This is a genomic window from Agrobacterium bohemicum, from assembly GCF_002896715.1.
GTDB lineage: Bacteria > Pseudomonadota > Alphaproteobacteria > Rhizobiales > Rhizobiaceae > Agrobacterium > Agrobacterium bohemicum.
Genome location: NZ_PGEL01000022.1, coordinates 95,723 through 120,558 on the forward strand (window position 1 = coordinate 95,723; position 24,836 = coordinate 120,558).

Genomic DNA, 24,836 nt, shown 5'->3' on the forward strand with positions numbered 1-24,836 from the left:
CCCCACCCGATATCGATCAGCCCTTGGCAGCCGCGTGTTCATCGCGCATGCGCTGCAATTCGGTTCGCTTGGATGCGATGGAAGCACAGATGACGCCGACCGTGACCAGCGCAATCAGAATGGTGCAGATGGCGTTGATCTCGGGCGTTACGCCAAGGCGAACCTGCGAATAGATCTTGATCGGCAGCGTTGTTGCCCCNGGCCCNGTGGCGAAGCTGGCAATGACGAGATCGTCCAGCGACAGTGAAAAAGCCAGCATCCAGCCCGCAACCACGCCCGGCAGGATAAGCGGCAGGGTGATGCGGAAGAACGTCTTGACCGGTGGGCAACCGAGATCAAGTGCTGCCTCCTCCAGACTGCGATCAAAGGTCAGCAGGCGTGATTGCACAACGATCGCTACGTAGCACATGGTGAAGGTGGTGTGGGCTATGACCACCGTCCAGAAACCGCGGTCAACACCGATGGACACGAACAGGAGCAGCAGTGACAGGCCAGTGATGACTTCTGGCATAACCAGCGGCGCATAAATCATGCCGGNAAACAGCATGCGCCCCGGAAAGCGGGTAAAGCGCGTCAGCGACAAGGCTGCCAGCGTGCCGAGAATTGTGCCGATGGTAGCGCTCAACAAGGCTACCCTCACCGTGATCCACGCAGCATCCATCAGGCCCTCGTTGGACCAAAGGGAGCTGTACCAGTGCAGTGAAAAACCGCCCCAGACAGTGACGAGCTTCGACGCATTGAAGGAATAAACCACCAGAATGATAATCGGAATATAGAGAAACGCGAAGCACAGCGTGAGAATGGTCGTGTCGAANTTTCCACGCTTCATGGCTATGCCACCTTCTTCTGCTGGTTCTGGAAGATGGCAATGGGCACGACAAGCACCAGTAGCAGCAACACCGCGACGGCGGAAGCCAAGGGCCAGTCTCGGTTGCCGAAGAACTCCGTCCAGAGCGTCTTGCCGATCATCAGCGTCTGCGCACCGCCCAGAAGATCTGGGATGACGAATTCACCGGTGATGGGAATGAAGCAGATCATCGAGCCAGCGATGACGCCCGGCAGCGACAGCGGGAAGGTGATTTTCCAGAAGGCTTTCCACGGCGGGCAACCGAGATCGGCTGCTGCTTCAAGCAATGTGGCATCCAGTTTTTCCAAAGCGGCATAGAGCGGCAGCACCATGAAGGGCAGATAGGAATAAACCATGCCGATGAAGACGGACGTATCTGTACGGAAGATGTTGACCTGCTGGTCAGGCCCAAGAATGCCAATGGTCTGAAAAAGCACCGTCAGCAGCCCCTCCGGCTTCAAAATCCCGATCCAAGCGTAAACGCGGATCAGAAACGAAGTCCAGAACGGAAGAATAACCAGCATGACCAGCGTCGGGCGAATGGTGCTGGGCGCACGCGCCATGGCCAGCGCCATGGGATAACCGATCAGCAGCAGCAGACCTGTAGAGATTGCTGCTATGCGCAGGGAAGACAGATAGGCTTCGACGTAAAGCGGATCTTCTGTGAGGAAGATATAGTTCTCGAAGTCCAACTGAGAAAAGAAGTCGCCAATCCGACTGAAACCATCGAACACAGGCACGTATGGCGGCATTGCGATAGCGGTATCGGACAGCGAAATCTTGACGATGATCAGAAAGGGTGCCGCGAAAAACAGCGCCAGCCAGATATAAGGCACCGCAACCACCAGCCAACGCATAGGGCTTTGCCGGTTTTCAGGAGACGAAATCGCCATGTTCAACACTCCCTCAGCGTGTGAGAACCAGACCGGAATCGGCTTTCCAGTTCAACCAGACCATATCCCCGAAAGTGATGGGCCGATCTACGAGGCGTGACACATTGGCTTGCGCTGCGCGCATGGTTCTGCCATCCGCCATCTGAACGATGAAGACCGAGAAGTCGCCGAGATAGCCGATGTCCCAGACTTCGCCGTGTGCGACGTTGATCGAGGTATCGTCCGGCTGATCTAAGGAAATGCGGACCTTTTCCGGGCGGACAGCGAAGACCACCTTGTTACCGGCAATCGTTGCGCAATCCTGCTCCACCGCCACTTTCAATCCGTCGCAATCTAACAGCACCGTTGAGGGTTTGCCGTCTGCCGCTGTGTTGGATGTGATCTCCGCCTCAAAAATATTGATGTCGCCAATGAAATCCGCGACGTAGCGACTGTTGGGCGCTTCATAGATTTCCGCAGGCGTCGCCACCTGTACGACCATGCCCTTGTCCATGACGGCGATGCGGTCAGAAACCGTCATCGCCTCTTCCTGATCGTGGGTGACGATGAGAAACGTCAGACCGAGCTTCGTCTGAATGTCCATCAGTTCGAACTGCGTTTCCTCGCGCAGCTTCTTGTCCAATGCGCCTAGCGGCTCATCCAGCAGCAGAACTTTGGGACGTTTGGCGAGGGACCGGGCAAGCGCCACACGCTGACGCTGACCGCCGGATAGCTGGTTGGGCTTGCGTTTGGCAAACTGCTCCAGCTTGACCATCTGCAGCAGTTCTTCGACACGGGTCCTGATCTCCGCCTTGGGCAAGCCATCCTGTTCCAAGCCAAAGGCAATGTTCTTTTCCACCGACATGTGGGGGNAAAGCGCATAGGACTGAAACATCATGTTGGTGGGCCGCTTGTACGGCGGCACGCCCGAGATGTCCTTGCCCTGCAACAGAATGCGCCCCTCCGTCGGCTCCTCGAAACCGGCCAGCATGCGCATCAGCGTTGTCTTGCCGCAGCCGGATGGCCCGAGCAGCGAGAAGAACTCCCGCTCATATATATCCAGCGTCAGATTATCGACGGCGACGAAATCGCCAAATCTCTTGGTGACATTCTCGAAGCGAATGAACGGAGCCGACGCCGGATCTGTCCAGGGGGAGAATTTGCGTTTAACCGGGCCAAGAGATTTCGCCATGAACTGTCCCATTATTGAAGAAGAGGCCGAATGAGAAAGGGGCAGGCGTTTCCACCTGCCCCTTGTGNAAATCCGGTCAGCTGCCGGTTTTTATCTGGGTCCAAACGCGGTTGAGAACGCGCTGCTCCTTCGGTCCATAGGGCGAAATAGTGAAGAGCTTCTTCATCGTTTCGGCATCCGGGTAAACGCCCGGATTCTTGGAGACGGCTTCGTCCATCAGTGGTTGCGAGGCCAGATTGCCGTTGGCATATTGCACATAGTCGGACGCCTTGGCGGCAACATCAGGCTTCATCATGAAATTGATGAAGGCATGTGCGGCATCGACATTCTTGGCGTCTGCCGGAATGGCAAAGGAATCCATCCAGATATAGGTGCCTTCCTTCGGAATGACGTAGTTCACTTCAACGCCATTTTTGGCTTCTTCGGCGCGGGACTTTGCCTGAAGAATATCGCCGGACCAGCCGATGGTGATGCAGCTATCGCCATTGGCGAGTTCATCGATATAGGCAGACGAATTGAACGTCTTCACCGAAGGACGGATCGCCTTGTAAACATCGCCGCCTGCTTCCAGATCAGCGGTTTCCTTGCTATCCGGGTTCTTGCCGATGTAGTTCATGGCAATAGCGAAGGTTTCGTCGGACGCGTCGAGGATGTTGATGCCGCAGGACTTCAGCTTGGCTGCATTCTCCGGCTTGAAGAGAATATCCCAGCTATCGACTTTCACGTCACCCAGGGCAGCTTTGATCTTCGCCACGTTGTAGCCGATACCGGTGGTGCCCCACATGTAGTTGACGGCATATTCATTGCCCGGGTCATATTGCGAAAGGCGCGTGGTGATTTCCGGCCACATGTTCTTGAGGTTCGGTAGCTTGGACTTGTCCAGCTTCTGGTAGACGCCAGCCTGAATCTGACGTGCCAGGAACGGCGATGTCGGCGCGACCACATCATAACCAGAATTGCCAGCCAGCAGCTTGGTTTCCAGAACCTCGTTACCGTCATACACGTCATACACGACCTTGATGCCGGTTTCCTTGGTGAANTCTTCCAGAAGGGCGGGATCGATATAGTCGGACCAGTTATAGACGTGGACGACCTTTTCCTGCGCAAAGGCGGTGCCAGCACCAAGAACGGCTGCGGCGACGGCGAGGCTGAAACGAAGCGAACGATGTTTCATGATATCTCCTGTTTGAACGCGCTGTGGGAAGACGCGTGATCCCCTTGNTTTGCCAGAGACTAGAAAGGAAAAGTTGTGTCGGCAAGCGGGAAATGTGCGGCGCGGCAATTTCAAACAATTGTGTTGAAAGCCACTACTGNAAATCGAAAACGCTGAGACCCGTTACCATTTCATCCAGCCCCAGCGGACGCGTCAGCGGTGCCTCCGCCCGCGAAAGACAGCCTTGCCGCTCACACAGCCGACAGGATGGGCCGATGGCAATGCTGCCCGCCTTGATGCCCACCACATCACCATAGACAGTTTCCTTTGCCATCGCCGCATCGCAGGCCACCATGACAGCGGTGCGGCGAATGCGTTCTCCGAAACCCGCCTGTGGCCCATCCAGAGAGCGAGCGATGGTGAGATAAGCGCCGCCATCCGGCATCTCCACCTGTTCGGCCAGCACCTGCCCCGGCTGGGAAAAGGCGGCGTGAACGTTGAGCTTCACACACAGCCCGCCAAACTTCGCCTGCGGAAATCCTTGAGCGCCCGCCTTGCGAAAGCGGTTTCCGGCGCTATCGATTTCCATCAGGAAAAACGGAATACCTGAAACACCGGGACGCACCAGCGTGACGAGACGGTTGGCCGCCTGCTCGAAGGACACATTGAAACGCCCGCGAAGGATATCGATGTCATATCGCGCACGCTGGGCGGCGGCCAGATATGCGCCATAGGGCATCATCAGCGCATGGGCGGCATAGCGGGCAAGCTCGAAGCGGGCGATGCGCTTTGCCTCCTCACCCGACAGTGCAAGGGCTTGCAATTCCGTGCCGATTTCCTCCGTCAGCGCCAGAAGACAGGCTTCCATTGCCATTTCCCTCAACTGATCCTGCGGGGACAGGCGTTCGGAGAGAAACAGCCGCATGGAATGGCGGTCATAACGTCTGCGAAGGTTGGGCATGGCGTGAACGGGCATGGAGCGCACGACGATGCCGTGGTTTTTCTGAAGCCAGCTTTTCAGCGCCTGCGCCAGATCATCGCCCGGCTTGAGGACGGCATGAAACCCTTCAGCCGCCAAATCAAGCTGAGCAAAATGGGCGGGCCGCCGCTCAAAGATTTCCCGCACTTCATCAATCGGCAGGCGCGCGGAGGATAGCGTGGTTTGATGCCCTTCCCGTGCCAGAAGGTCTGATAGATCGCTCAGGCGCTGCGCCTGTTCCTTATAGGCCCGATAAAGCTTGGTGATGCCGCTTGCCGCATTGGGTGCCGCTTCCGCCACCTCGACTAGCTCCTGCCCCGAAGGCACCTCGCCCGCCAGCAGCGGATCGGCAAACACTTCGCGCAACTGGCTGGCAATGCCCCCGCTTTCGCCCTGCAAGTCATCCAGATCGATCTTATAGACGGAGCTGAGCTTCAGCAGCAGTTGCACAGTGAGCGGACGCTGGTTGCGCTCGATGAGATTGAGATAGGATGGCGAGATCGACAGCGCATCGGCCATGGNCGTCTGCGTCAGACCCAACCCGTTGCGTACGCGCCGCACCCGCGGCCCTGCAAATATCTTGGCCTCCACCAAATCTCCTCCCTTTACNAAATCCATACAAAATACGGCGTGTTCTTCNTTTACAAAATTTACAGTTTTACAACTCCACCCTGTCAAAGACGATACAGCATGACCTCTTTCAAGTCACTGATTTTCCTTTTTATCTGGCATAAAAATCATCGAAACTGTAAATTCAGTCACATCGGAGCACACATCATATTGTAGTATAGATGTGTGGAAGGATTTGCATTTCTGATACGGGAGAGAGACATGACTGATTTTTACAAACTGGTTCCAAACGCGCCACAGGGTCGGTTCGATGGTATCGAGCGCACCTATACGGCAGCCGATGTGGNAAAACTGCGTGGCTCCGTCATCATCCGGCACTCGCTGGCAGAAATGGGCGCGAACCGGTTGTGGAAGCTCATCAATGAAGAGAGCTATATCAACGCTCTAGGAGCGCTCTCCGGCAATCAGGCCATGCAGATGGTTCGGGCCGGTCTGAAGGCGATCTATCTGTCCGGCTGGCAGGTTGCGGCGGATGCCAACACCGCATCTTCGATGTACCCGGACCAATCGCTATACCCGGCCAATGCAGCACCGGAACTGGCAAAACGCATCAACAAGACCTTGCAGCGCGCCGACCAGATCGAAACCGCCGAAGGCAAGGGCCTGTCCGTCGATACATGGTTTGCACCCATCGTTGCCGATGCGGAAGCCGGTTTCGGTGGCCCGCTCAACGCCTTTGAGATCATGAAAGCCTTTATCGAGGCGGGGGCTGCGGGCGTTCATTACGAAGACCAACTGGCGTCTGAAAAGAAGTGCGGCCATCTGGGTGGGAAGGTTCTGATCCCGACAGCCGCTCACATCCGCAACCTGACAGCGGCGCGTCTTGCCGCAGACGTCATGGGAACGCCGACACTGGTCATCGCCCGCACGGATGCGGAAGCCGCCAAGCTTCTGACCTCTGACATCGATGAGCGCGACCAGCCCTTCGTGGATTACGATGCCGGACGCACGGTCGAGGGCTTCTATCAGGTGAAGAATGGACTGGAACCCTGCATCGCCCGCGCCAATGCCTATGCGCCATACTGCGATCTTATCTGGTGCGAGACATCCAAGCCGGATCTGGAGCAGGCGAAAAGGTTTGCAGAGGGTGTACACAAGGTGCATCCGGGTAAGAAGCTCGCCTATAATTGCTCGCCGTCCTTCAACTGGAAGAAACATCTTGATGACGCAACAATTGCCAAGTTCCAGCGCGAACTGGGTGCCATGGGCTACAAGTTCCAGTTCATCACCCTTGCCGGGTTCCACCAACTCAACTACGGCATGTTCGAACTGGCACGCGGCTACAAGGACCGGCAGATGGCCGCCTATTCGGAGCTTCAGGAAGCGGAATTCGCCGCCGAGATCAACGGCTACACTGCCACCAAGCACCAGCGCGAAGTTGGCACCGGCTATTTCGATGCGGTCTCCGTCGCCATTTCGGGTGGCACTTCATCCACCACGGCGATGAAGGAATCGACCGAACACGACCAGTTCCGCCCTGCTGCGGAATAAGAAACAACCCATTGAACGGAGGAAAAACAATGGCTTCGATTTCAAGAGTTAAAGAACGCAGCGAGGAGCAATCCTCATCTATGAGCCAGGATCAGCAAAGCGCCATCCGCATGCTGGCCAATGACTTGCACCGTCTCAACCAGGCGGTCATGAACGCCGTCGAGGCCGGTGTCTCGGTCGAACTCGTCCGCTCCGCCCGCCACCACGGCGGTGACGGGAACTGGGGAGATTTGCTGATCCCTGTTATCGTCGCACAGGGCAAGGCGGCGGCTTAAGAGCTGCCCATCAAACATCCGTCATGCCGGGCTTTATCCGGTATGGCGGAACGGGAATATTAGAACAGCAGCACCAGAAACGCAGCAATAGCGCCAGCCGAAATCAGGCTCAGGCGGAAGGCGTAAACGGCGTTGTCATTGGCGGTGCGAGCGATCGCGATGGCGCGGGGGCGNTTTTTGGACATCATCATGAGCGGCTTCCTGAACGAGAAACATAACCGATCGATGCCGGGTTCCGGCGTCCAGCTGGACATCATGTATCAACTTACGTTGTGCTGGCATTCGATCAGCATGACTCCGCGGCTCTTAATAAGGCATTAAGATGTCGAGGGTTCAAACAGATTCCCCGGCAGCGTGGCCGGATGCCCATGCCCATTGGAAATTATAGCCGCCGAGCCAGCCTGTCACATCCACGCATTCGCCTATGAAATAAAGGCCNGGGATGGTTTTCGCCTGCATGGATTTGGAGTCGAGATCGGTCGTGTCCACGCCGCCGAGCGTGACTTCGGCTGTGCGGTATCCTTCGGAACCGGAGGGCTTTATGGACCATTCCTGAACGGCGGCGGTCAGCGTAGACAGTGTCTTATCCGACATGTCGCCGAGATTGCCGGTAACGCCTGCCCGCTCCACCACATGCTGTGCCAGACGCTTCGGCAGGATTTCGCCAAGCGCGGTTTGGGGAGACTGGCGGCCGTTGGTCTTTTTTGCCGCCTTCAGATGGCCAAGAATATCCAGATCGGGCTCCATCTTGAGGCGAACCTCGTCACCCTCGCGCCAGTAGGATGAGATTTGCAGGATCGACGGGCCGCTCAATCCTCTGTGGGTGAAGAGCAGCGCTTCATTGAACGATGTCTTGCCGTGGGAAATTTCAGCTGGAACGGCGATGCCGGACAGCGCGGACAGCTTTTCCAACTGCGTCGGTTCGAGCGTCAGCGGCACGAGGCCCGGGCGGGTTTCGATAATGCCGAGGCCGAATTGCTCGGCAATGCGGTAGGCAAAGCCGGTCGCGCCCATTTTGGGAATGGACTTTCCACCGGTGGCCNAAACCAGACTGTCAGCCTCGATGACGTCCGCGGAAGTCGATACGCGGAAGCCGCCGGTTGGAATGGCTTCCACCAACGTAATGTCCGTTTGCAATTTGAGTTTTGCACCAACGGCCTGCATTTCGGCCAGCAACATGCGGATGATATCCTTGGCGCTGTCATCGCAGAACAATTGGCCGAGCGTCTTTTCGTGAAACGCAATGCGGTGCTTTTCGACAAGGACGATGAAATCGCGTGGCGTGTAACGGGCCAGCGCCGACTTGGCGAAATGGGGATTGTTGGAGAGATAGTTTTTCGGGGCCGCATGCACATTGGTGAAATTACAGCGCCCGCCGCCGGAAATGCGGATTTTTTCGCCCGGCGCCTTGGCGTGATCGAGGATAATGACGGAACGGCCGCGCTGACCGGCGCGTATGGCACACATCATGCCAGCGGCCCCCGCCCCCNAAATCAGCACGTTACATTTTTCCGTCATGGAGTTTCCCTAGTTTCGGTGTACTTCCTCTTTTAGAAGTCAGGTCCGTTGTCAATGGCGCCCCCCCTTTTGCCAAATGACAAAGTCTGGCTATGATAGTGTCAATCGAAACACAAAGCCGGTGATTTATGCCTCCCAAGAAAACCATGCTCCATCCGAAAAAACCGGCAAACATGGCGAAGAAAATACAAGTTGATGTCTCTCCGACACGCGGTTGCTCCACATGGCGTGAGGCCGCACAGTGGCTCAAGGCTCGCGGCATCGAAGACATCGAATGCATCACCCCGGATCTTGCGGGCGTTCCTCGCGGCAAGATGATGCCGACATCCAAATTCACCGGCGATACATCGCTGGCACTGCCGTCCGCGCTCTACCGTCATACGATTTCTGGCGAATACCCCGACGAAACTGCGAACTTCCGTTATGAGCCACGCGATAGCGACCTGAAGCTGGTGCCCGATCTTTCCACGCTCTGCGTCGTGCCGTGGGAAAGCGATCCCACCGCGCAGGTCATCTGCGATGTCGTGGATCAGGAAGGCAATTTCGTTCCCTACACGCCACGCAACGTGCTCAGAAACGTGCTCGACCTTTACAAGGAAAAAGGCTGGAAACCGGTCGTCGCCCCGGAAATCGAGTTCTATCTCGTCGCCATGAATGACGACCCGGATTACCCGTTGCATCCGCCAAAGGGCCGCTCGGGCCGCTCCATCGTCGGTGGGCAGAGCTATTCGATTGCCGGTATCAATGAATTCGACGAGCTGATCGACGATATCTACCACTTCTCGGAAAAGCAGGGTCTGGAGATCGATACCCTCATACACGAAGAAGGTCCGGCGCAGCTGGAAATCAACCTGCGCCACGGCGATCCCATCGAGCTTGCCGATCAGGTGTTCCTGTTCAAGCGCACGATCCGCGAAGCGGCGTTGAAGCATGGCATCTATGCCACCTTCATGGCCAAGCCCATGCAGGGCATGCCAGGTTCGGCCATGCATATTCACCAGTCGGTGGTGGATATCGAGACCGGCGACAATGTGNTTTCCAACAAGGATGGCAGCCCGTCCAAGGAATTCTTCGCCTTCGTCGGCGGCATGCAGCGTTATGTGCCGAATGCGTTGGTTATGCTGGCGCCTTACGTCAATTCCTACCGCCGCCTGACGCCTGACATGGCTTGCCCGGTCAACAATGCCTGGGGTTACGATAATCGCACGACGGCGTTTCGCGTGCCGATCTCCGGCCCTTCGGCGCGGCGTGTGGAAAACCGTCTGCCGAGTTCAGACGCCAACCCATATCTGGCGATTGCGGCCTCACTGGCCTGCGGCTGGCTTGGAATCGTCAACAATATCGAACCGACTGAGCCGACCTATGAGACGGCAAACGAAGGCTCAATCGAGTTGCCACGCGGGCTTTTGGAAGCAGTGGCTCTGCTAGAAGGCGAGCCGCAGCTGGAGCGTGNTTTCGGGCATGAATTCGTTGGCCTCTACGCCGGATTAAAGCGTGGCGAATTCGAGACCTTCATGCAGGTGATCAGCCCGTGGGAGCGGGAATTCCTGCTGTTGAACGTATGAGGGTTTGCACATGACATGGCAAAGCCCGATTGCGCCCGGCATGTCCTGGTATCAGGACAGTCTGAGCGAGCGGCCCGAATATGCCGCAATGGATGGTTCGCGCACGGTGGACGTAGCCGTGATCGGCGGCGGCTTCACCGGTTTGCAGGCGGCCTATAATCTTGCAAAGGCTGGCGTTTCGGTCGCGCTTGTCGAAGGTTATCGTTTCGGCGATGGCGCATCCGGTCGCAATGGCGGACAATTCGGAACCGGCCAGCGCGCATGGCCGGATGATCTGGNAAAGGACATAGGCTTGGAGCGCTCCAAGACGCTGTTCGATATCGCGGAACGTGCCAAGCACTATGTGCTGGATTTCGCCCGCGAACATGACATCGACATGGAGTTCCTGCCGGGCCAATTGAATGTGCTGCACAAGGCGTCTTACGAAAAAGACTATCGCAAAAGCGTCGAAGCCATGACAAGCCGCTACGGTTACAGCCACGTCTCCTTCATGGAAAAAGCTGAAACAGCGGAACGGTTGGGTTCAGATCATTACCATTTCGGCGTTCGCGACACCGGCACCGGCCACATCCAGCCGCTGAAGCTCATCGTCGGTCTGGCAAAAGCTGCACAAGCGGCAGGCGCACAAATCTTCGAGATGACGCCCGCCAAATCCATCCGCCAAACGGGTGGCAAGACGCTGATCGAAACGTCTTCCGGCACCATCACGGCTGACCGCGTGCTGATCGCCACCAATGCCCATATCGGCAATCTGGAGCCGGTAACGGCGGCGCATGTGATGCCGATCCGCTCCTTCATCGGCGCGACCGTGCCGCTGGACGATTTTCCGAACATCATTCCCGGGAAGGAAGCGGTTGCCGACAGCCGTTTCGTGGTGCGCTATTTCCGCAAGACGCCTGATAACCGATTGCTGTTTGGCGGGCGTGAGGCCTATACGGCGGATTCGCCGCGTGACATTTCCAAACACATCCGCAAGCAGATCGCGGAAATTTATCCCGCTTTGGNAAACATCGAGATGACCCATGCCTGGGGTGGGTCTGTCGGCATTACGCTCAACCGCCAGCCCTTCGTGCGTGAAGTGATGGCGGGCGTCATGTCCATTGGCGGTTATTCCGGTCATGGTGTGATGCTGTCCAACTATTGCGGCAAACTTTATGCGGATATGGTTGTCAACCGGGACAAGGCACTGGAGCAGTTTTCGTCTCTGGACGTACCATCGTTTCCTGGCGGCATGGCATTGCGTGCGCCACTGCTTTTCCTTGCACTTTCATGGTATGCTTTACGAGACAGGTTCTAATGAGACTGACGACCATAGGCAGCCATGCTTAAGGTTAGAAAAAACAATGCCTTATAAGCAAAATTCATAATTTTTTACAACATGTCTGGCATTTTTAAATCGATTAGATTATGGATGCCTTCAACACGGAAAGATCGAGAGAATCGGTATGAGCAGTCAAATCATTCCAGTAGAGCCCTTCGATTGCGTCGTCTTCGGCGGCACTGGCGATCTGGCCGAGCGCAAGCTTTTGCCTGCACTTTACCACCGTCAGGTCGAAAACCAGCTGACAGAACCGACCCGCATTATTGGTGCGTCGCGCTCGGTCATGACCCATGAAGAATACCGCAAATTCGCGCAGGATGCTCTGAAAGAGCATCTGNAAAAGGGTGAGTACGACGACGCGCAGGTCGCGAAGTTCTGCGCCCGCCTTTATTATATCCCTGTCGATGCGAAATCCGACGATGGTTGGGATAAGCTGAAAAAGCTGCTGGACGAAGGCAAGGACCGCATTCGGGCCTTTTATCTCGCCGTTGCGCCTGGCATCTTTGGCGATATTGCCTTCAAGATTCGCGACCACAAGCTGATTACCAAATCCACCCGCATCGTCGTGGAAAAGCCGATTGGCCGTGATCTGGCCTCTGCGCTGGAGCTCAACGACACGCTGGGTAACGTCTTCAAGGAAGAGCAGATCTTCCGTATCGACCACTATCTCGGCAAGGAAACCGTGCAGAACCTGATGGTGCTGCGCTTTGCCAATGCACTTTACGAACCGCTGTGGAACTCCGCGCATATCGACCATGTGCAGATCACCGTTGCCGAATCCGTCGGTCTCGAAGGCCGTGCCGGTTATTACGACAAGGCCGGTGCGCTGCGTGACATGGTGCAGAACCACATTCTCCAGCTGCTATGCCTTGTGGCTATGGAACCCCCCTCCTCCATGGATGCGGAAGCCGTGCGTGACGAGAAGGTAAAGGTTCTGCGTTCGCTGAAGCTGATCGACCAGTCCAATGTCGAAAAGCTGACAGTGCGCGGCCAGTACCGCGCCGGTGCGTCCGCTGGCGGCCCGGTCAAGGGCTATCTGGAAGAGCTGGAAGGTGGCGTTTCCAACACCGAGACCTTTGTTGCCATCAAGGCGGAAATCGCCAACTGGCGCTGGTCTGGTGTGCCCTTCTACATCCGCACCGGTAAGCGTCTTGCGACCCGCGTGTCCGAGATCGTCGTTACCTTCAAGCAGATCCCGCATTCGATCTTCGATGATGCGGCGGGCAAGGTCGAAGCCAACAAGCTGGTCATTCGCTTGCAACCGGATGAAGGCGTCAAACAGTCGCTTCTCATCAAGGACCCGGGTCCAGGCGGCATGCGCCTGCGTCAGGTTTCGCTTGATATGAGCTTTGCACAAGCCTTTAATGTGCGCAGCCCCGATGCGTATGAACGACTGTTGATGGATACCATCCGCTCCAATCAGGCCCTGTTCATGCGCCGCGACGAAGTCGAAGCGGCATGGAAATGGGTCGATCCTATCCTTAAAAGCTGGGAAACCGTGAGCCAGGGCGTTCAGGGTTACACGTCCGGCACATGGGGACCAAGCGGCTCTATTGCTTTGATCGAACGCGATGGCCGCACATGGCACGAAGCCGATTAAGGGGATATGCAGATGATTGGACAGGAGCATATCTTCGCAAATGGCGCCGAGCTGGCGGAAACGCTTGCAAAAAATGTTGCAGAACGCCTTGAACGGGGTGTTGCAGAGCGGGGGACGGCAAGTATCGCCGTTTCTGGCGGCTCAACGCCAAAGCTTTTCTTTCAGGCACTTTCCAAACATGAACTGGACTGGAAGAACATCAGCGTAACGCTGGTGGACGAGCGTTTCGTACCGCCGGAAAGCGACCGTTCCAACCATAAGCTGGTGGTCGACCACCTGCTGCAGAACGCAGCGACTTATGCCTATTTCGTGCCGCTCTATCAGTTTTTCGCAACGCCTGATGACGCTGCGACGCTGGCGACCGTTAAGACGGAAGCGATCTGCGATCCCTTCGATGTCGTCATCCTCGGCATGGGCACGGACGGTCATACCGCCTCGTTCTTCCCCGGTGGTGACAATCTCGAAGAAGCACTCGATCTGGATGAAGAACGCGCAGTGCTGCCGATGGCGGCCGAAACGGCTGGCGAAGAACGGCTGACGTTTAATCTCTCCGCGCTTCACGATGCCCGTTTTCTGGTGCTGCACATCGAAGGTGCCGTGAAGAAGGAAACGCTTGAAAAGGCCAAGTCCGATCTGGACGAAGAGGACATGCCCGTCCGGGCCGTTCTTAACCGTGCGGAATCACCCGTGCATATCTACTGGGCGCCATAGGCTTCTCCGCTTTGCGGGAGCCGCGCCCAGCGCTTGAAACAGCAACATGATCACCGGCCGACGTTCCCAAGCTCCCGGCCGATGGTCTTCAGAAGGACAGGATAACGCCCATGGCTGCCGACCCTCGTATTCAGGCTATCACGGCCCGTATCGTCGAGCGCTCGAAACCTTACCGCGAGATTTATCTCGAAAGGCTTCGGCTTCAGGTCACCAAGGGCGTACATCGTTCCGTCCTGTCCTGCGCCAATCTGGCGCACGGATTTGCGGTCTGTTCCCCCGCCGACAAGGATATCCTTGCCGGCGATCGGGTCGGCAATCTCGGCATCATAACTGCCTATAACGACATGCTCTCAGCCCATCAGCCCTTTGAGGTTTACCCGGCCATGATCCGGGATGCGGCCAAGCAAGCGGGCGGCATTGCGCAGGTTGCGGGTGCCGTTCCAGCCATGTGTGATGGCGTGACGCAGGGCCAGCCCGGCATGGAGCTGTCGCTGTTTTCGCGTGATGCGATTGCCATGGCGGCAGGCATCGGCCTGTCGCACAATATGTTCGATGCAGCTGTCTTTCTCGGCGTTTGCGACAAGATCGTGCCGGGTCTGGTGATTGCGGCTCTTTCCTTCGGCCATCTGCCATCCATCTTCATTCCAGCCGGACCGATGACCTCTGGCCTGCCGAATGACGAGAAGTCGCGCATTCGCCAGCTTTACGCCGAAGGCAAGGTCGGGCGCGCCGAGTTGCTGGAAGCCGAATCCAAATCCTACCACGGCCCCGGCACATGCACCTTCTACGGCACTGCCAATTCCAACCAGATGCTGATGGAAATCATGGGCTTCCATATGCCCGGGTCGTCCTTCATCAATCCCAACACGCCGCTTCGCGATGCGATGACGCGTGAAGCGACGAAGCGGGCGCTGGCAATTACTGCGCAGGGCAACGAGTTTACGCCTGCGGGCGAGATGATCGATGAACGTTCCGTGGTCAACGGCGTCGTCGGTCTGCATGCCACAGGCGGCTCCACCAACCACACGCTGCACCTCATCGCCATGGCGCGGGCAGCCGGCATCGTGCTGACATGGCAGGATATTTCTGATCTTTCGGATGTGGTGCCGCTTCTGGCGCGGGTCTACCCGAACGGTCTGGCAGACGTAAACCACTTCCACGCAGCTGGTGGCATGGGCTTCCTCATCAAACAACTTCTGAAACAGGGCTTCGTGCATGATGATGTGCGCACCGTGTTCGGGCATGGGCTAGAGGCCTATACGATTGAGCCGACACTGGATGAAAACGGTGCCGTGGCCCGCACATCCTCGCCGGAGGTAAGCCATGATCCAAAGGTTCTGGCCAGCGTCGAAACGCCGTTCCAGCCCACCGGCGGCCTGAAGATGCTGACCGGCAATCTCGGCAAGGCCGTCATCAAGATTTCTGCCGTGAAGCCTGAGCGCCACATCATCGAAGCGCCTGCGATCATTTTCCACGATCAGCAAAGCCTCCAGACTGCCTTCAAGGAAGGCAAGCTGAACCGCGACTTCGTAGCTGTGGTTCGTTTTCAGGGACCTAAGGCCAATGGCATGCCTGAACTACACCAACTCACACCACCGCTTGGCGTGTTGCAGGACCGTGGCTTCAAGGTGGCTTTGGTCACAGACGGCCGCATGTCCGGCGCATCCGGCAAGGTGCCTGCTGCCATCCATATGACGCCGGAGGCAGTCGATTGCGGTCCGATTTCTCGCATTCAGGACGGCGATATCATCAGGCTCGATGCGATCACCGGCACGATTCAGGTGCTGGTATCGGCCACGGAGCTTGCGGCCCGCGCACCCGCAACGGCAGATCTATCCGNAAATGAATGGGGCATGGGCCGCGAGCTGTTCGCGCCTTTCCGCCGCAGCGTCGGAGCGGCTGACCATGGCGCAAGCGTCTTTTCGAATTGAGTTTGGACATGAATCCGCAGGACGCAGCCTACCCTGTCCAGATGCAGTTGGAGGCGTATAACGCTCGCGATATCGATGCCTTCATGCCGTGGTGGGCAAGCGATTGCCAATATTACGTCTTTCCAGATCAACTCGTCGCCAAGAGCGCTGAGGAAATACGTGACAGACATATAGAGCGCTTTAGGGAGCCAAATCTGCACGGCAAGCTGCTGCACCGCATCGTGCTGGGCAACACTGTGGTTGACCACGAAACGGTAACGCGCACTTTCCCTGATGGACCAGGAGAGCTGGACGTTATCTGCGTCTATGAGATAGTGGATGGCAAAATCGCCAAGGCGTGGTTCAAGATCGGCACTGCCAGATTGTACAGCTGACGTTCCAGCCTACCAGGCCCTGATATCGAGCTTGCGGTCGCGGTGTTTCGGGTGGGTGCTGAACACGAAAATGCGATCCATGTCCTTCTTGCTAAGGATATGCAGGAATCGGACCTGAATGGTGTTGTTCGGATTGACCTTCATCAGTACGCAACCAATCTTGGTAATACGTGCGTCTGGAATATCGAGATAAAATTGTCTCGGCAGATTATATTGCGTCAGAAGCGCCAGTACGGCTTCGGACTGGGAAATTTTGAGGACATCGCACCGGCGCGAGGCCATGTTCATGACGGCTTTTTCGGTATATTCGATGCGTGCGGCATTCATCGTATCTTCCATCTTGAACCGCGCCTCGCGGTCATACATGAAAGATTCTTCCTTGCTGAGATAGGTGGGTTTACCGATGTCCGCCCGGGCGTTCACTGCCGCAATCCTCTTTGTTATTTTTCATTGATAAAGACTAGCCAGAAGTCATTAAGAATTCATCTCTGCGTTTCGATATGAAACACATGCCAATTCTGGCTGTGGATAACAACGCCCACTCACCACCAGCATACCCGCACTCACGCCAAACTATTGATCTNAAATCANTTTAGAGCATGTGAAATAATTATGACACAGCTGAACGGCTTCTTTTTATGTTTAATAAACCGTTGCAAAGACCCTTCTAGCGGCGGTAAGTCTGGCCTTCAGCGTCAAAGAGATGCAGCTTTTGGGACGGTGCGGAGAAGCGCAAAATCTGACCTTTTTTGGCCTGAGCGATTCCAGGGATTTTGACGATAATCGGGTCCTGTCCTGCGGGCGCTTCAAGATACAGCAGGGTGACTTCGCCCAACGCCTCCACGATGGAAACCTTGCCCTCGNAAAGATAGTCGTCACCGGTGACAACAGCAAGGTCTTCCGGACGCACGCCGAAGGATGCGGCCTTGCCCTCTTCTCCCGACGGGGTTGCTATATCGACGGACAGCGTCTTGCCGCCAACAAGTTCGATGGCCGTATGCGCGCCCGTTGCCTTGACCGTGGCTGCAATGATATTCATGGCCGGTGAGCCGATGAATTTGGCAACGAAGAGATTGCCGGGGTTCTCGTAAAGGTCCAGCGGTGCANCGACCTGCTCGACACGACCGCCGTTCAGCACGACAATGCGGTCGGCCAGTGTCATAGCCTCGACCTGATCGTGCGTGACGTAGATCATGGTCGTATCGGCCATCTGTTCACCGAGCTTGGCGATCTCGATACGGGTGGCGACACGAAGCGCGGCATCGAGGTTCGACAAGGGTTCATCGAACAGGAAGACCTTGGGGTTTCGGCAAATGGCACGGCCGATGGCAACGCGCTGGCGCTGACCGCCGGAGAGTGCCTTCGGCAGGCGTTCCAGATATTGCGTCAGTTGCAGAATATCGGCAGCGGCGCGCACACGACGGTCAATTTCCTGCTTGTTTTCCTTGGCGATCTTCATGCCGAAAGCCATGTTGTCGTAAACCGTCATATGCGGATAGAGCGCGTAGGACTGGAACACCATGGCGATGCCGCGCCGTGAGGGCGGGATTTCGTTGACCAGTTGGCCGTCGATATACATCTCACCGCCGGTGATCTCCTCGAGACCGGCAATCATGCGCAGCAACGTGGACTTGCCGCAGCCGGAGGGGCCGACGAACACGATGAACTCACCTTGCTTTATATCCAAGTCGATACCGTGCAGGACTTTGACCTGCCCGTAGGCTTTGCGGATATCCTTCAGAATAACGCCAGTCATGTGGTGTTCCTCCCTGTATTTTCAGGCGTAACGGGCGAAAAAAGCGCCCCAAGCCGGTAACTTGACCTCATTGCCACTCAACTCTGACGTAAAGCCGTGGCCGTCTAGAACCTCCCAATCACCGTCCGGCAATGTCGCGTGGGACGGCTCTGCTGAAAGGTTGAAGAGGCACAACACGGTTTCATTGCCAAGCGTGCGCGTGTAGCTGGAAACGGTGCCCTCTACAGGCTGGAACTTTATGCCGCCCTTGGCAAAGGCCGGATGGATCTTTCGAAAGGCGAGGAAGCGGCGGTAATGTTCCAGCACGGAGGTTTCATCGCCCTGCTGGGCGCTGACGGCGCGCTGCTTGTGCTCGGTCGGAATGGGAAGCCACGTCTTGTCAGATGTGGAAAAGCCTGCCTGCGCATGGCCCGCATCCCACACCATCGGCGTGCGGCAGCCGTCACGGCCCTTGAATTCCGGCCAGAACTGGATGCCGTAGGGGTCCTGCAAATCTTCAAAAGCGATATCGGCTTCCGTCAGGCCAAGCTCTTCGCCTTCATAGATGCAGACAGAACCGCGCTGCGTCATCAGAAGGGCCGAGAGAACCTTGGCAAAAGCGTCCTTGTCTTCCACCACATCGCCCCAGCGGCTGACATGCCTGGTGACATCGTGGTTGGAGAAGGCCCAGCAGGCCCAACCCTCGGGCGCCGCTTTGGCGAAATCCGCCTGCACATCGGCCACGCGTTGCGGCGTCAAGGCGTCAGGTGCCAGAAACTCGAAAGCGTAGCACATCTGCATCTTGTCATCGCCGGAGGTATATTCACCGACAATTTCGAGACCACGCTGGCTGTCGCCGACTTCACCGACTGCGGCAATATCAGGGAATTCATCCAATACTGCGCGGAAGCGTTTCAGAAACTCGATATTCTCAGGGCGGTTCTTGTCGTAGATGTGTTCCTGAAAATTATAGGGGTTCACAGCAGGCGCGGTGGACGCATTGCGGCGCTCCGGTGCGAGCGCCGGGTTGTTGCGCAGTTCCTTGTCGTGGAAATAGAAGTTGATGGTATCCAGACGGAAGCCATCGACACCGCGCTCCAGCCAGAAGCGGGTGATGTTCAGCAACTCCTGCTGCACGTCTTCATTGTGCAGGTTGAGATCCGGCTGTGAGGTGAGGAAGTTGTGCATGTAATATTGCATACGCGTCGGATCCCACTGCCAGCCGGAACCACCGAAGATGGACAGCCAATTGTTGGGCGGCGTGCCATCCGGCTTGCCGTCGCTCCACACATACCAATCACCCTTGGGGTTCTGGCGGCTCGAGCGGCTCTGCACGAACCATGGATGCTGGTCGGACGTGTGCGACAGGACGAGGTCGATCATGACGCGGATGCCGAGGCGATGCGCTTCGGCAATCAAGCCATCGAAATCGGCAAGTGTGCCGAACATCGGATCGACATCAACATAGTTGGAAACGTCGTAGCCGAAATCCTTCATCGGTGACGTGAAGAAGGGCGAAATCCAGATCGCGTCTGCGCCAAGTTTGGCAATGTGCTCCAGGCGGGAGGTGATGCCCTTGAGATCGCCGATGCCATCACCGTTCGAATCCTGATAGGAGCGTGGGTAGATCTGGTAGATCACGGCGCCACGCCACCAATCCTTATCGCGCACGAGGGCAGAAGACGTCATTGCAGTATCCTGTGTGGTATGGGCATTCATTGTGGATCAGCCTCCCTTGACCGAGCCTGTCAGCAGGCCGCGCACAAGGTAACGTTGGAGAGCGAAGAATACGCAGAGCGGCACGACGATGGTGACGAAGGCCGACGCGGTGAGGATTTCCCAGTTGCCGCCGCGCGAACCAAGCAGCGCATTCAGCGCTCCGGTCAGCACCAACTCGTCCTTCTGCGTACCGAGAAACACCATCGCGACCAGAAGATCGTTCCATGTCCAGAGGAACTGGAAGATCGAAAAAGAAGCGAGTGCAGGGAAAGACAAGGGCAGGACGATCTTGACGAAGATTTCGAAATCGCTGGCGCCATCGACACGTGCGCTTTCGATGATTTCTTTCGGCAGACCGGCGATGTAGTTGCGCAGCAGGTAGATGGCGAGCGGCAGGCCGAAAGCCGTATGCGCCAACCAGATGCCCGCATAGGTCTTGGATGGCACGCCGAAGACATTGCCGATCCAGTTATAAAGCTGCAGCAANGGGATAAGCGACATCTGCAACGGCACGACGATAAGGCCGACGACCATGGCGATGATGAGGGAGCGGCCTGTAAACTTCATCCATGACAGGGCGTAAGCAGCGAAGGCAGCGATCAGGATCGGGATAACAGTGGCAGGAATGGCAACCGTCAGCGAGTTGACGAAGGACTGGCCAATGCCTTCAGACGCCAGAACGGTGCGGTAGTTATCGAGCGTGAAGATTGGCGGGGTGGCGACGGCGAGATAGACACGTTTGGCACGGGACCCTTCGAAACTGGCGTTCTTGCTGTATTGATAGGTGCCGTCTTCGTTGATGACGAGGCTCTCACCATCACCCAGATCAGCGGCCTCTCCCGCCGGGAAGGCTTCAGGGTCCTGCACGCGGACACCGAAGGCGGAAACCTTGCCGCCGGCACCATTTTCAAAGACGTTGCCAGCGATGATGAAGCGGTCACCTTCCTGTTTTTGTGTCGCAGGATCAGCAAGGCGAAGCGCCTGCGTCTGGCTGGAGCTGGAAAAGGCCGTCCACCAGCCGGAAACGACGAGCTGGTCCTTGTCTCGTAGCGAGCTGACGAGAATGCCGAGCGTTGGCAAAAGCCAGAGCAGAACCACGAACAGCACGCTGATGTGAACGATAAGCCTTGGCAGGCCGACGCGGCGAATGCGGGTTGCAATGCTCATATCAGCGGCCCTCCATCTCACGGTTTGCCTGGCGAATGTTCCAGATCATGATCGGTGTTACCGCCGCCATGATGACGAGTGCGATGACGGCGCTTCGGCCGCTATCCCCACCGCCACGGAACATCCAGTCGAACATGAGGTTAGCGAGAACCATGGTGTTCCACTGACCGTTGGTCATGGTCAGGACGATATCGAAGACCTTGAGAACGAGAATGGTGATGGTCGTCCAGACGACTGCGATGGTGCCCCAAATCTGCGGCACGAGGANTTTCCAGAAAATCTGCCAGCCATTGGCGCCATCGATGACGGCGGCTTCGACGGTTTCTTCAGGAATGCCGCGCAGGGCGGCCGATAGGATGACCATGGCGAAGCCGGTCTGAATCCAGATGAGGATGATCATCAGGAAGAAGTTGTTCCAGAAGGGCATGGAAATCCACACCTCCGGAGTGCCGCCGAAGAATTCGACGATGGCATTCAACAAGCCGATCTGAATCTGGCCTTCGCCGCGATATTCGTAGACGAATTTCCAGATGACGGACGCACCGACGAAGGAAATGGCCATCGGCATGAATACGATGGACTTGGCGATGTTACCCCACCAGATGCGGTCGGTCATAACGGCGATAACGAGACCGAAGAAGGTACAGGCAGCAGGTACGACGGCGAGCCAAAGGATGTTGTTGAAAATGGACTGGCGGAAACCGGCATCGAAAAATGCCCACCGATAATTGTTGAGGCCGACGAAGTTGGCGCCGGTGCGGTCATAGAAAGAGAGGATAAAGGTAGCGACGACGGGGTAGACGAGATAGACGATCAGCAACAACAGTGCTGGGCCGACGAAGAGCCAGGGACGAACCGCAGCCCGTCTGTTCAGATTACGCGACGCATGGATGACATCGCCGTCCTTCAGTGGGAAGATGAATTGCAGCGCCTTGTCCGACAGCCAATAATAAGCGGCACAGGCGAAAACGCCGACGATCATTACGCCGAGCGCTGACACGATCTGGGTCATCACATTCCCTCCCCGTATTCCGTTCTTATATCCAGCCCGGCAGCGGGTATCCGACCGCCGGGCCAATTGGTTGTTTTACTTGAGGCCGTCCCAGGCCTTCTGGATATCGTCACCAACCTGCTGCGCAGATTTGCCGCCGACGAAATCAACCATACCGGTCCAGAACGCGCCGGCACCGATCTTGCCGGGCATAAGGTCGGAGCCATCAAAACCGAAGCTGGTGGCTGTGGTGAGAATTTCACCCTGACGCTTGGTCTGCTCGCTGGCGTAAGCGTCGAGGTTGACCTTCTTATAGGGCGTGAGGAAACCGGACTGTGCCATCCAGACCTCATGCGCAATAGGCGTCTTCAGGAACTCGACCAGTGCGCGAGCGGACTTCGAATCCTTGGTGATGGTGAAGAGCGTGCCAGCACCCAGAACCGGCTTGCCGAGGTCAGGCTTGGACGCGAATGTCGGCATATAGAAGAAATCGACGTCCGTTCCGACCTTGGTACCTTCAGGGAAGAAAGATGGAATGAACGATGCCTGACGATGCAGATAGCACTTCGGCGGAATATCGAAGAGGCCCTTGGGGCTATCGCGGAAGTCGGTTGACGCAACAGCTGCTGCGCCACCCGAGACATATTTGTCATTCTTGGCGAACTTACCAAATTCCTCGATGGCCGCAACAACGCGTGGATCGTTGAACTTCACTTCGTTCGTCGTCCACTTCTGGTAGACATCCAGTGGTTGGGTGCGCAGCATGAAGTCTTCAACCCAGTCAGTGCCGGGCCAACCCGTCGCACCGCCAGAACCGAGACCGATGCACCATNGCGTGCCGCCGTCTTTTACAATCTGGTCGCTGAGCTTGACGAGGTCTTCCAAGCTTTTGGGAACTTCGTAGCCTGCTTCCTCGAAGTTTTCAGGCACGTACCAGACCAGCGACTTCACGTCTGCCTTGAACGGGAAGGCGAAATAAGCCTTCTGGCCGTCCTTGCCGGAATACATGCCGAGATCGACCCAGGACTGGCCCGCGCCGTAATTGTCCTTGACCCAGTTCGCCGTCTCATNCCCCAGCGGCGTCAGAAGACCTTTTGCAGCAAGGTCGGCCAAAAGGCCTGGCTGGGGAAGAATGGCGACATTGGGAGGCGAGCCCGCCTGCGTGTCGATAACGATCTGCTGCTCGTAATTTTCCGAAGACGAATACCGAACGTTCACGCCGGTCGCATCGGNAAAATAGGCCAGAACGGACTGAAACAGTGCTTCGTCCTCACCGCGCCAAGGTCCGAAGATCGTCAGCGTTTCGCCTTTTAGGCTGGCATTGGCGGTTTTGAAGTCTTCGTAGCTCTTCCAGTTGAATTTCGCGTCTTCACCGGGCTTGAACTTCAGGTCTGCCGCAAGGGCTGCACCTGCAAAAAGCGTGGCCACGGCCACTGTCGTCAAGAAAGTCNTTTTCATGTGATTTTCCTCCCATCACATTGTCAGGCTATTACCCGCNAAAAATCTTCAAAGCGCTTTGGCTACCTATTCTTCTCACTGGGATGGAACCGGAGTCAAGTGCCAGACTCAACTTTAGCGCTTTAATAAATGCACTGCAGTGNAGCATGCAAGCTATGCATGAAGAAACCTCACCTTTCCAATTGTGGCTCGATCGAACTCTTGCTATCATCCAAAGCGGTTTGGACGTTTGGAGGAGCAACGCGTCAAACCGACACCTGAATCATGGAGGGCTGCGAAACATGAACTTGAAACAACTGTCGCAGCACCTCGGCATTTCCCAGACCACGATCAGCCGTGCGCTTAACGGCTACCCGGAAGTCAACGCCGAGACCCGTCGCAAGATCATCGATGCTGCGCAGAAGACCGGCTATCGGCCCAATGTCGCAGCCCAACGTCTGGCAACCGGCAAGATGGGCTCCATAGGTCTGGTGATGCCCACCGGCCCAGACTATCAATCCGACGTGCATTTCGGTGAATTCCTCAGCGGCTTGGGAGAGGCTTCGGCCCGCAACGGCTTTCACCTCGTCATCATGCCGACCGATCCGGCCAATGAGGAAAATGCGCTGAAGGAACTTGCCGTCAGCGGCAGCGTCGATGGCATCTATCTCGCCTATATGAAAAAGAACGACCCCCGCATCGAAATGATGAAAGGCCTTTCGATACCCTTCATGGTGCATGGCCGCTCCTGGGGCGTGGAGGCGGATTATCCCTTCCTGGATGTGGACAATGAGACTGCGTTTCACGATGCGACATCGCTTCTGTTGCAGTTGGGCCATCACAACATTGCACTTCTGAACGGCCCGGAAGGTTACGACTTCACCTTTCGTCGCCACCGTGGTGTCGAGGCTGCGCTGGGAGAGAGTGGATATACGCTACGTCAGGACAATGTCAGCCACAGCATCATGAATGATGAAGCGGGATTTCTAAAAATGGAACAACTGCTGTCGCGCGCCGATCGCCCGACGGCGATCATCTGTGCGTCGACAGCATTGGCGCTAGGTGCCGTCCGGTCGCTCAATCACCGAGGCCTGAAGCCGGGAAGAGATATTTCGCTGATTGCCCATGACGATGTCTTGCCACTGCTGAAGCCGGTCAATTTCTCGGTGCCATTGACGACGACGCGGTCTTCGCTAAGGGCCGCCGGGCTGAGAATTGCCGAGCGGCTGATCAAACAGATCAAATCCGGACAGCCTGACAACCAACAGGAATTATGGAAAGCGGAACTTGTCGTGCGCGGATCGACAGGCCCCGCCCGAGTGTAGATC

At 56.7% G+C, this 24,836-nt stretch carries 21 protein-coding genes; 9 read left to right on the top strand and 12 right to left on the bottom strand.

Annotation, left to right across the window (positions count from 1 at the left end; all coding sequences use genetic code 11):
- Positions 1–16: 16 nt before the first annotated feature.
- The 5 genes from CUC55_RS08095 to CUC55_RS08115 form a co-directional block, all read right to left on the bottom strand.
- Positions 17–829 carry an ABC transporter permease gene (locus CUC55_RS08095; protein WP_103087507.1) on the bottom strand — a complete coding sequence of 271 codons (813 nt, stop codon included), beginning with the start codon at positions 827–829 and terminating at the stop codon, positions 17–19.
- A gap of 2 nt (positions 830–831) precedes the next feature.
- A complete protein-coding gene (locus CUC55_RS08100; protein WP_067648552.1) occupies positions 832–1,740 on the bottom strand; it encodes an ABC transporter permease subunit in 909 nt (302 codons plus the stop codon).
- A 13-nt stretch (positions 1,741–1,753) separates the two neighbouring features.
- Positions 1,754–2,911 carry an ABC transporter ATP-binding protein gene (locus tag CUC55_RS08105; RefSeq protein WP_103087508.1) on the bottom strand — a complete coding sequence of 386 codons (1,158 nt, stop codon included), beginning with the start codon at positions 2,909–2,911 and terminating at the stop codon, positions 1,754–1,756.
- 76 nt (positions 2,912–2,987) lie between these two features.
- Entirely contained in the window at positions 2,988–4,085 is a 1,098-nt protein-coding gene (locus tag CUC55_RS08110) for a polyamine ABC transporter substrate-binding protein (protein WP_103087509.1), read from the bottom strand.
- A 133-nt stretch (positions 4,086–4,218) separates the two neighbouring features.
- Positions 4,219–5,637, bottom strand: a complete 1,419-nt coding sequence (locus tag CUC55_RS08115; RefSeq protein ID WP_103087619.1) for a helix-turn-helix domain-containing protein — start codon at positions 5,635–5,637, stop codon at positions 4,219–4,221.
- Positions 5,638–5,874: 237 nt separating this feature from the next.
- Between CUC55_RS08115 and aceA the strand changes: the two genes are divergently transcribed.
- Together aceA and CUC55_RS08125 are read left to right on the top strand one after the other, a co-directional pair.
- Entirely contained in the window at positions 5,875–7,164 is a 1,290-nt protein-coding gene (gene aceA, locus CUC55_RS08120; protein WP_103087510.1) for an isocitrate lyase, read from the top strand.
- A gap of 29 nt (positions 7,165–7,193) precedes the next feature.
- Positions 7,194–7,439 carry an SMc00767 family acetate metabolism repressor gene (locus tag CUC55_RS08125; protein ID WP_042619072.1) on the top strand — a complete coding sequence of 82 codons (246 nt, stop codon included), beginning with the start codon at positions 7,194–7,196 and terminating at the stop codon, positions 7,437–7,439.
- Positions 7,440–7,772: 333 nt separating this feature from the next.
- Here the strand turns inward: CUC55_RS08125 and CUC55_RS08130 are convergent, their stop codons facing one another.
- Positions 7,773–8,957, bottom strand: coding sequence for a BaiN/RdsA family NAD(P)/FAD-dependent oxidoreductase (locus CUC55_RS08130; RefSeq protein ID WP_103087511.1), 1,185 nt, complete (start codon positions 8,955–8,957; stop codon positions 7,773–7,775).
- A gap of 128 nt (positions 8,958–9,085) precedes the next feature.
- Between CUC55_RS08130 and CUC55_RS08135 the strand changes: the two genes are divergently transcribed.
- The 6 genes from CUC55_RS08135 (at position 9,086) to CUC55_RS08160 (ending at position 16,459) form a co-directional block, all read left to right on the top strand.
- Positions 9,086–10,522, top strand: a complete 1,437-nt coding sequence (locus tag CUC55_RS08135; RefSeq protein WP_103087512.1) for a glutamine synthetase family protein — start codon at positions 9,086–9,088, stop codon at positions 10,520–10,522.
- A 10-nt stretch (positions 10,523–10,532) separates the two neighbouring features.
- On the top strand, positions 10,533–11,819 hold the full coding sequence (locus CUC55_RS08140; RefSeq protein ID WP_103087513.1) for an NAD(P)/FAD-dependent oxidoreductase: 1,287 nt from the start codon (positions 10,533–10,535) through the stop codon (positions 11,817–11,819).
- Between the two features lie 148 nt (positions 11,820–11,967).
- Positions 11,968–13,443: a glucose-6-phosphate dehydrogenase gene (gene zwf, locus CUC55_RS08145; protein WP_103087514.1), complete on the top strand. Its 1,476-nt coding sequence runs from the start codon at positions 11,968–11,970 to the stop codon at positions 13,441–13,443.
- Positions 13,444–13,455: 12 nt separating this feature from the next.
- Positions 13,456–14,154 carry a 6-phosphogluconolactonase gene (gene pgl / locus CUC55_RS08150; protein ID WP_067648580.1) on the top strand — a complete coding sequence of 233 codons (699 nt, stop codon included), beginning with the start codon at positions 13,456–13,458 and terminating at the stop codon, positions 14,152–14,154.
- 110 nt (positions 14,155–14,264) lie between these two features.
- Positions 14,265–16,085, top strand: coding sequence for a phosphogluconate dehydratase (gene edd, locus CUC55_RS08155; protein WP_103087515.1), 1,821 nt, complete (start codon positions 14,265–14,267; stop codon positions 16,083–16,085).
- A gap of 8 nt (positions 16,086–16,093) precedes the next feature.
- Positions 16,094–16,459: a nuclear transport factor 2 family protein gene (locus CUC55_RS08160; RefSeq protein ID WP_067649059.1), complete on the top strand. Its 366-nt coding sequence runs from the start codon at positions 16,094–16,096 to the stop codon at positions 16,457–16,459.
- 9 nt (positions 16,460–16,468) lie between these two features.
- Here the strand turns inward: CUC55_RS08160 and CUC55_RS08165 are convergent, their stop codons facing one another.
- The 6 genes from CUC55_RS08165 to CUC55_RS08190 form a co-directional block, all read right to left on the bottom strand.
- On the bottom strand, positions 16,469–16,825 hold the full coding sequence (locus CUC55_RS08165) for a hypothetical protein (RefSeq protein WP_067649062.1): 357 nt from the start codon (positions 16,823–16,825) through the stop codon (positions 16,469–16,471).
- 301 nt (positions 16,826–17,126) lie between these two features.
- A complete protein-coding gene (locus CUC55_RS08170) occupies positions 17,127–18,215 on the bottom strand; it encodes an ABC transporter ATP-binding protein (RefSeq protein ID WP_103087516.1) in 1,089 nt (362 codons plus the stop codon).
- A 21-nt stretch (positions 18,216–18,236) separates the two neighbouring features.
- Positions 18,237–19,913 (bottom strand): beta-galactosidase BglA, encoded by a 1,677-nt coding sequence (bglA, locus tag CUC55_RS08175; RefSeq protein WP_067648589.1) that lies wholly within the window; start codon positions 19,911–19,913, stop codon positions 18,237–18,239.
- 6 nt (positions 19,914–19,919) lie between these two features.
- On the bottom strand, positions 19,920–21,080 hold the full coding sequence (locus tag CUC55_RS08180) for a carbohydrate ABC transporter permease (RefSeq protein WP_067648592.1): 1,161 nt from the start codon (positions 21,078–21,080) through the stop codon (positions 19,920–19,922).
- Position 21,081: 1 nt separating this feature from the next.
- Positions 21,082–22,095 (bottom strand): carbohydrate ABC transporter permease, encoded by a 1,014-nt coding sequence (locus CUC55_RS08185; protein WP_103087517.1) that lies wholly within the window; start codon positions 22,093–22,095, stop codon positions 21,082–21,084.
- Positions 22,096–22,167: 72 nt separating this feature from the next.
- Positions 22,168–23,529 carry an ABC transporter substrate-binding protein gene (locus CUC55_RS08190; RefSeq protein ID WP_103087518.1) on the bottom strand — a complete coding sequence of 454 codons (1,362 nt, stop codon included), beginning with the start codon at positions 23,527–23,529 and terminating at the stop codon, positions 22,168–22,170.
- 281 nt (positions 23,530–23,810) lie between these two features.
- Between CUC55_RS08190 and CUC55_RS08195 the strand changes: the two genes are divergently transcribed.
- A complete protein-coding gene (locus CUC55_RS08195; RefSeq protein ID WP_067648602.1) occupies positions 23,811–24,833 on the top strand; it encodes a LacI family DNA-binding transcriptional regulator in 1,023 nt (340 codons plus the stop codon).
- Positions 24,834–24,836 lie beyond the last annotated feature (3 nt).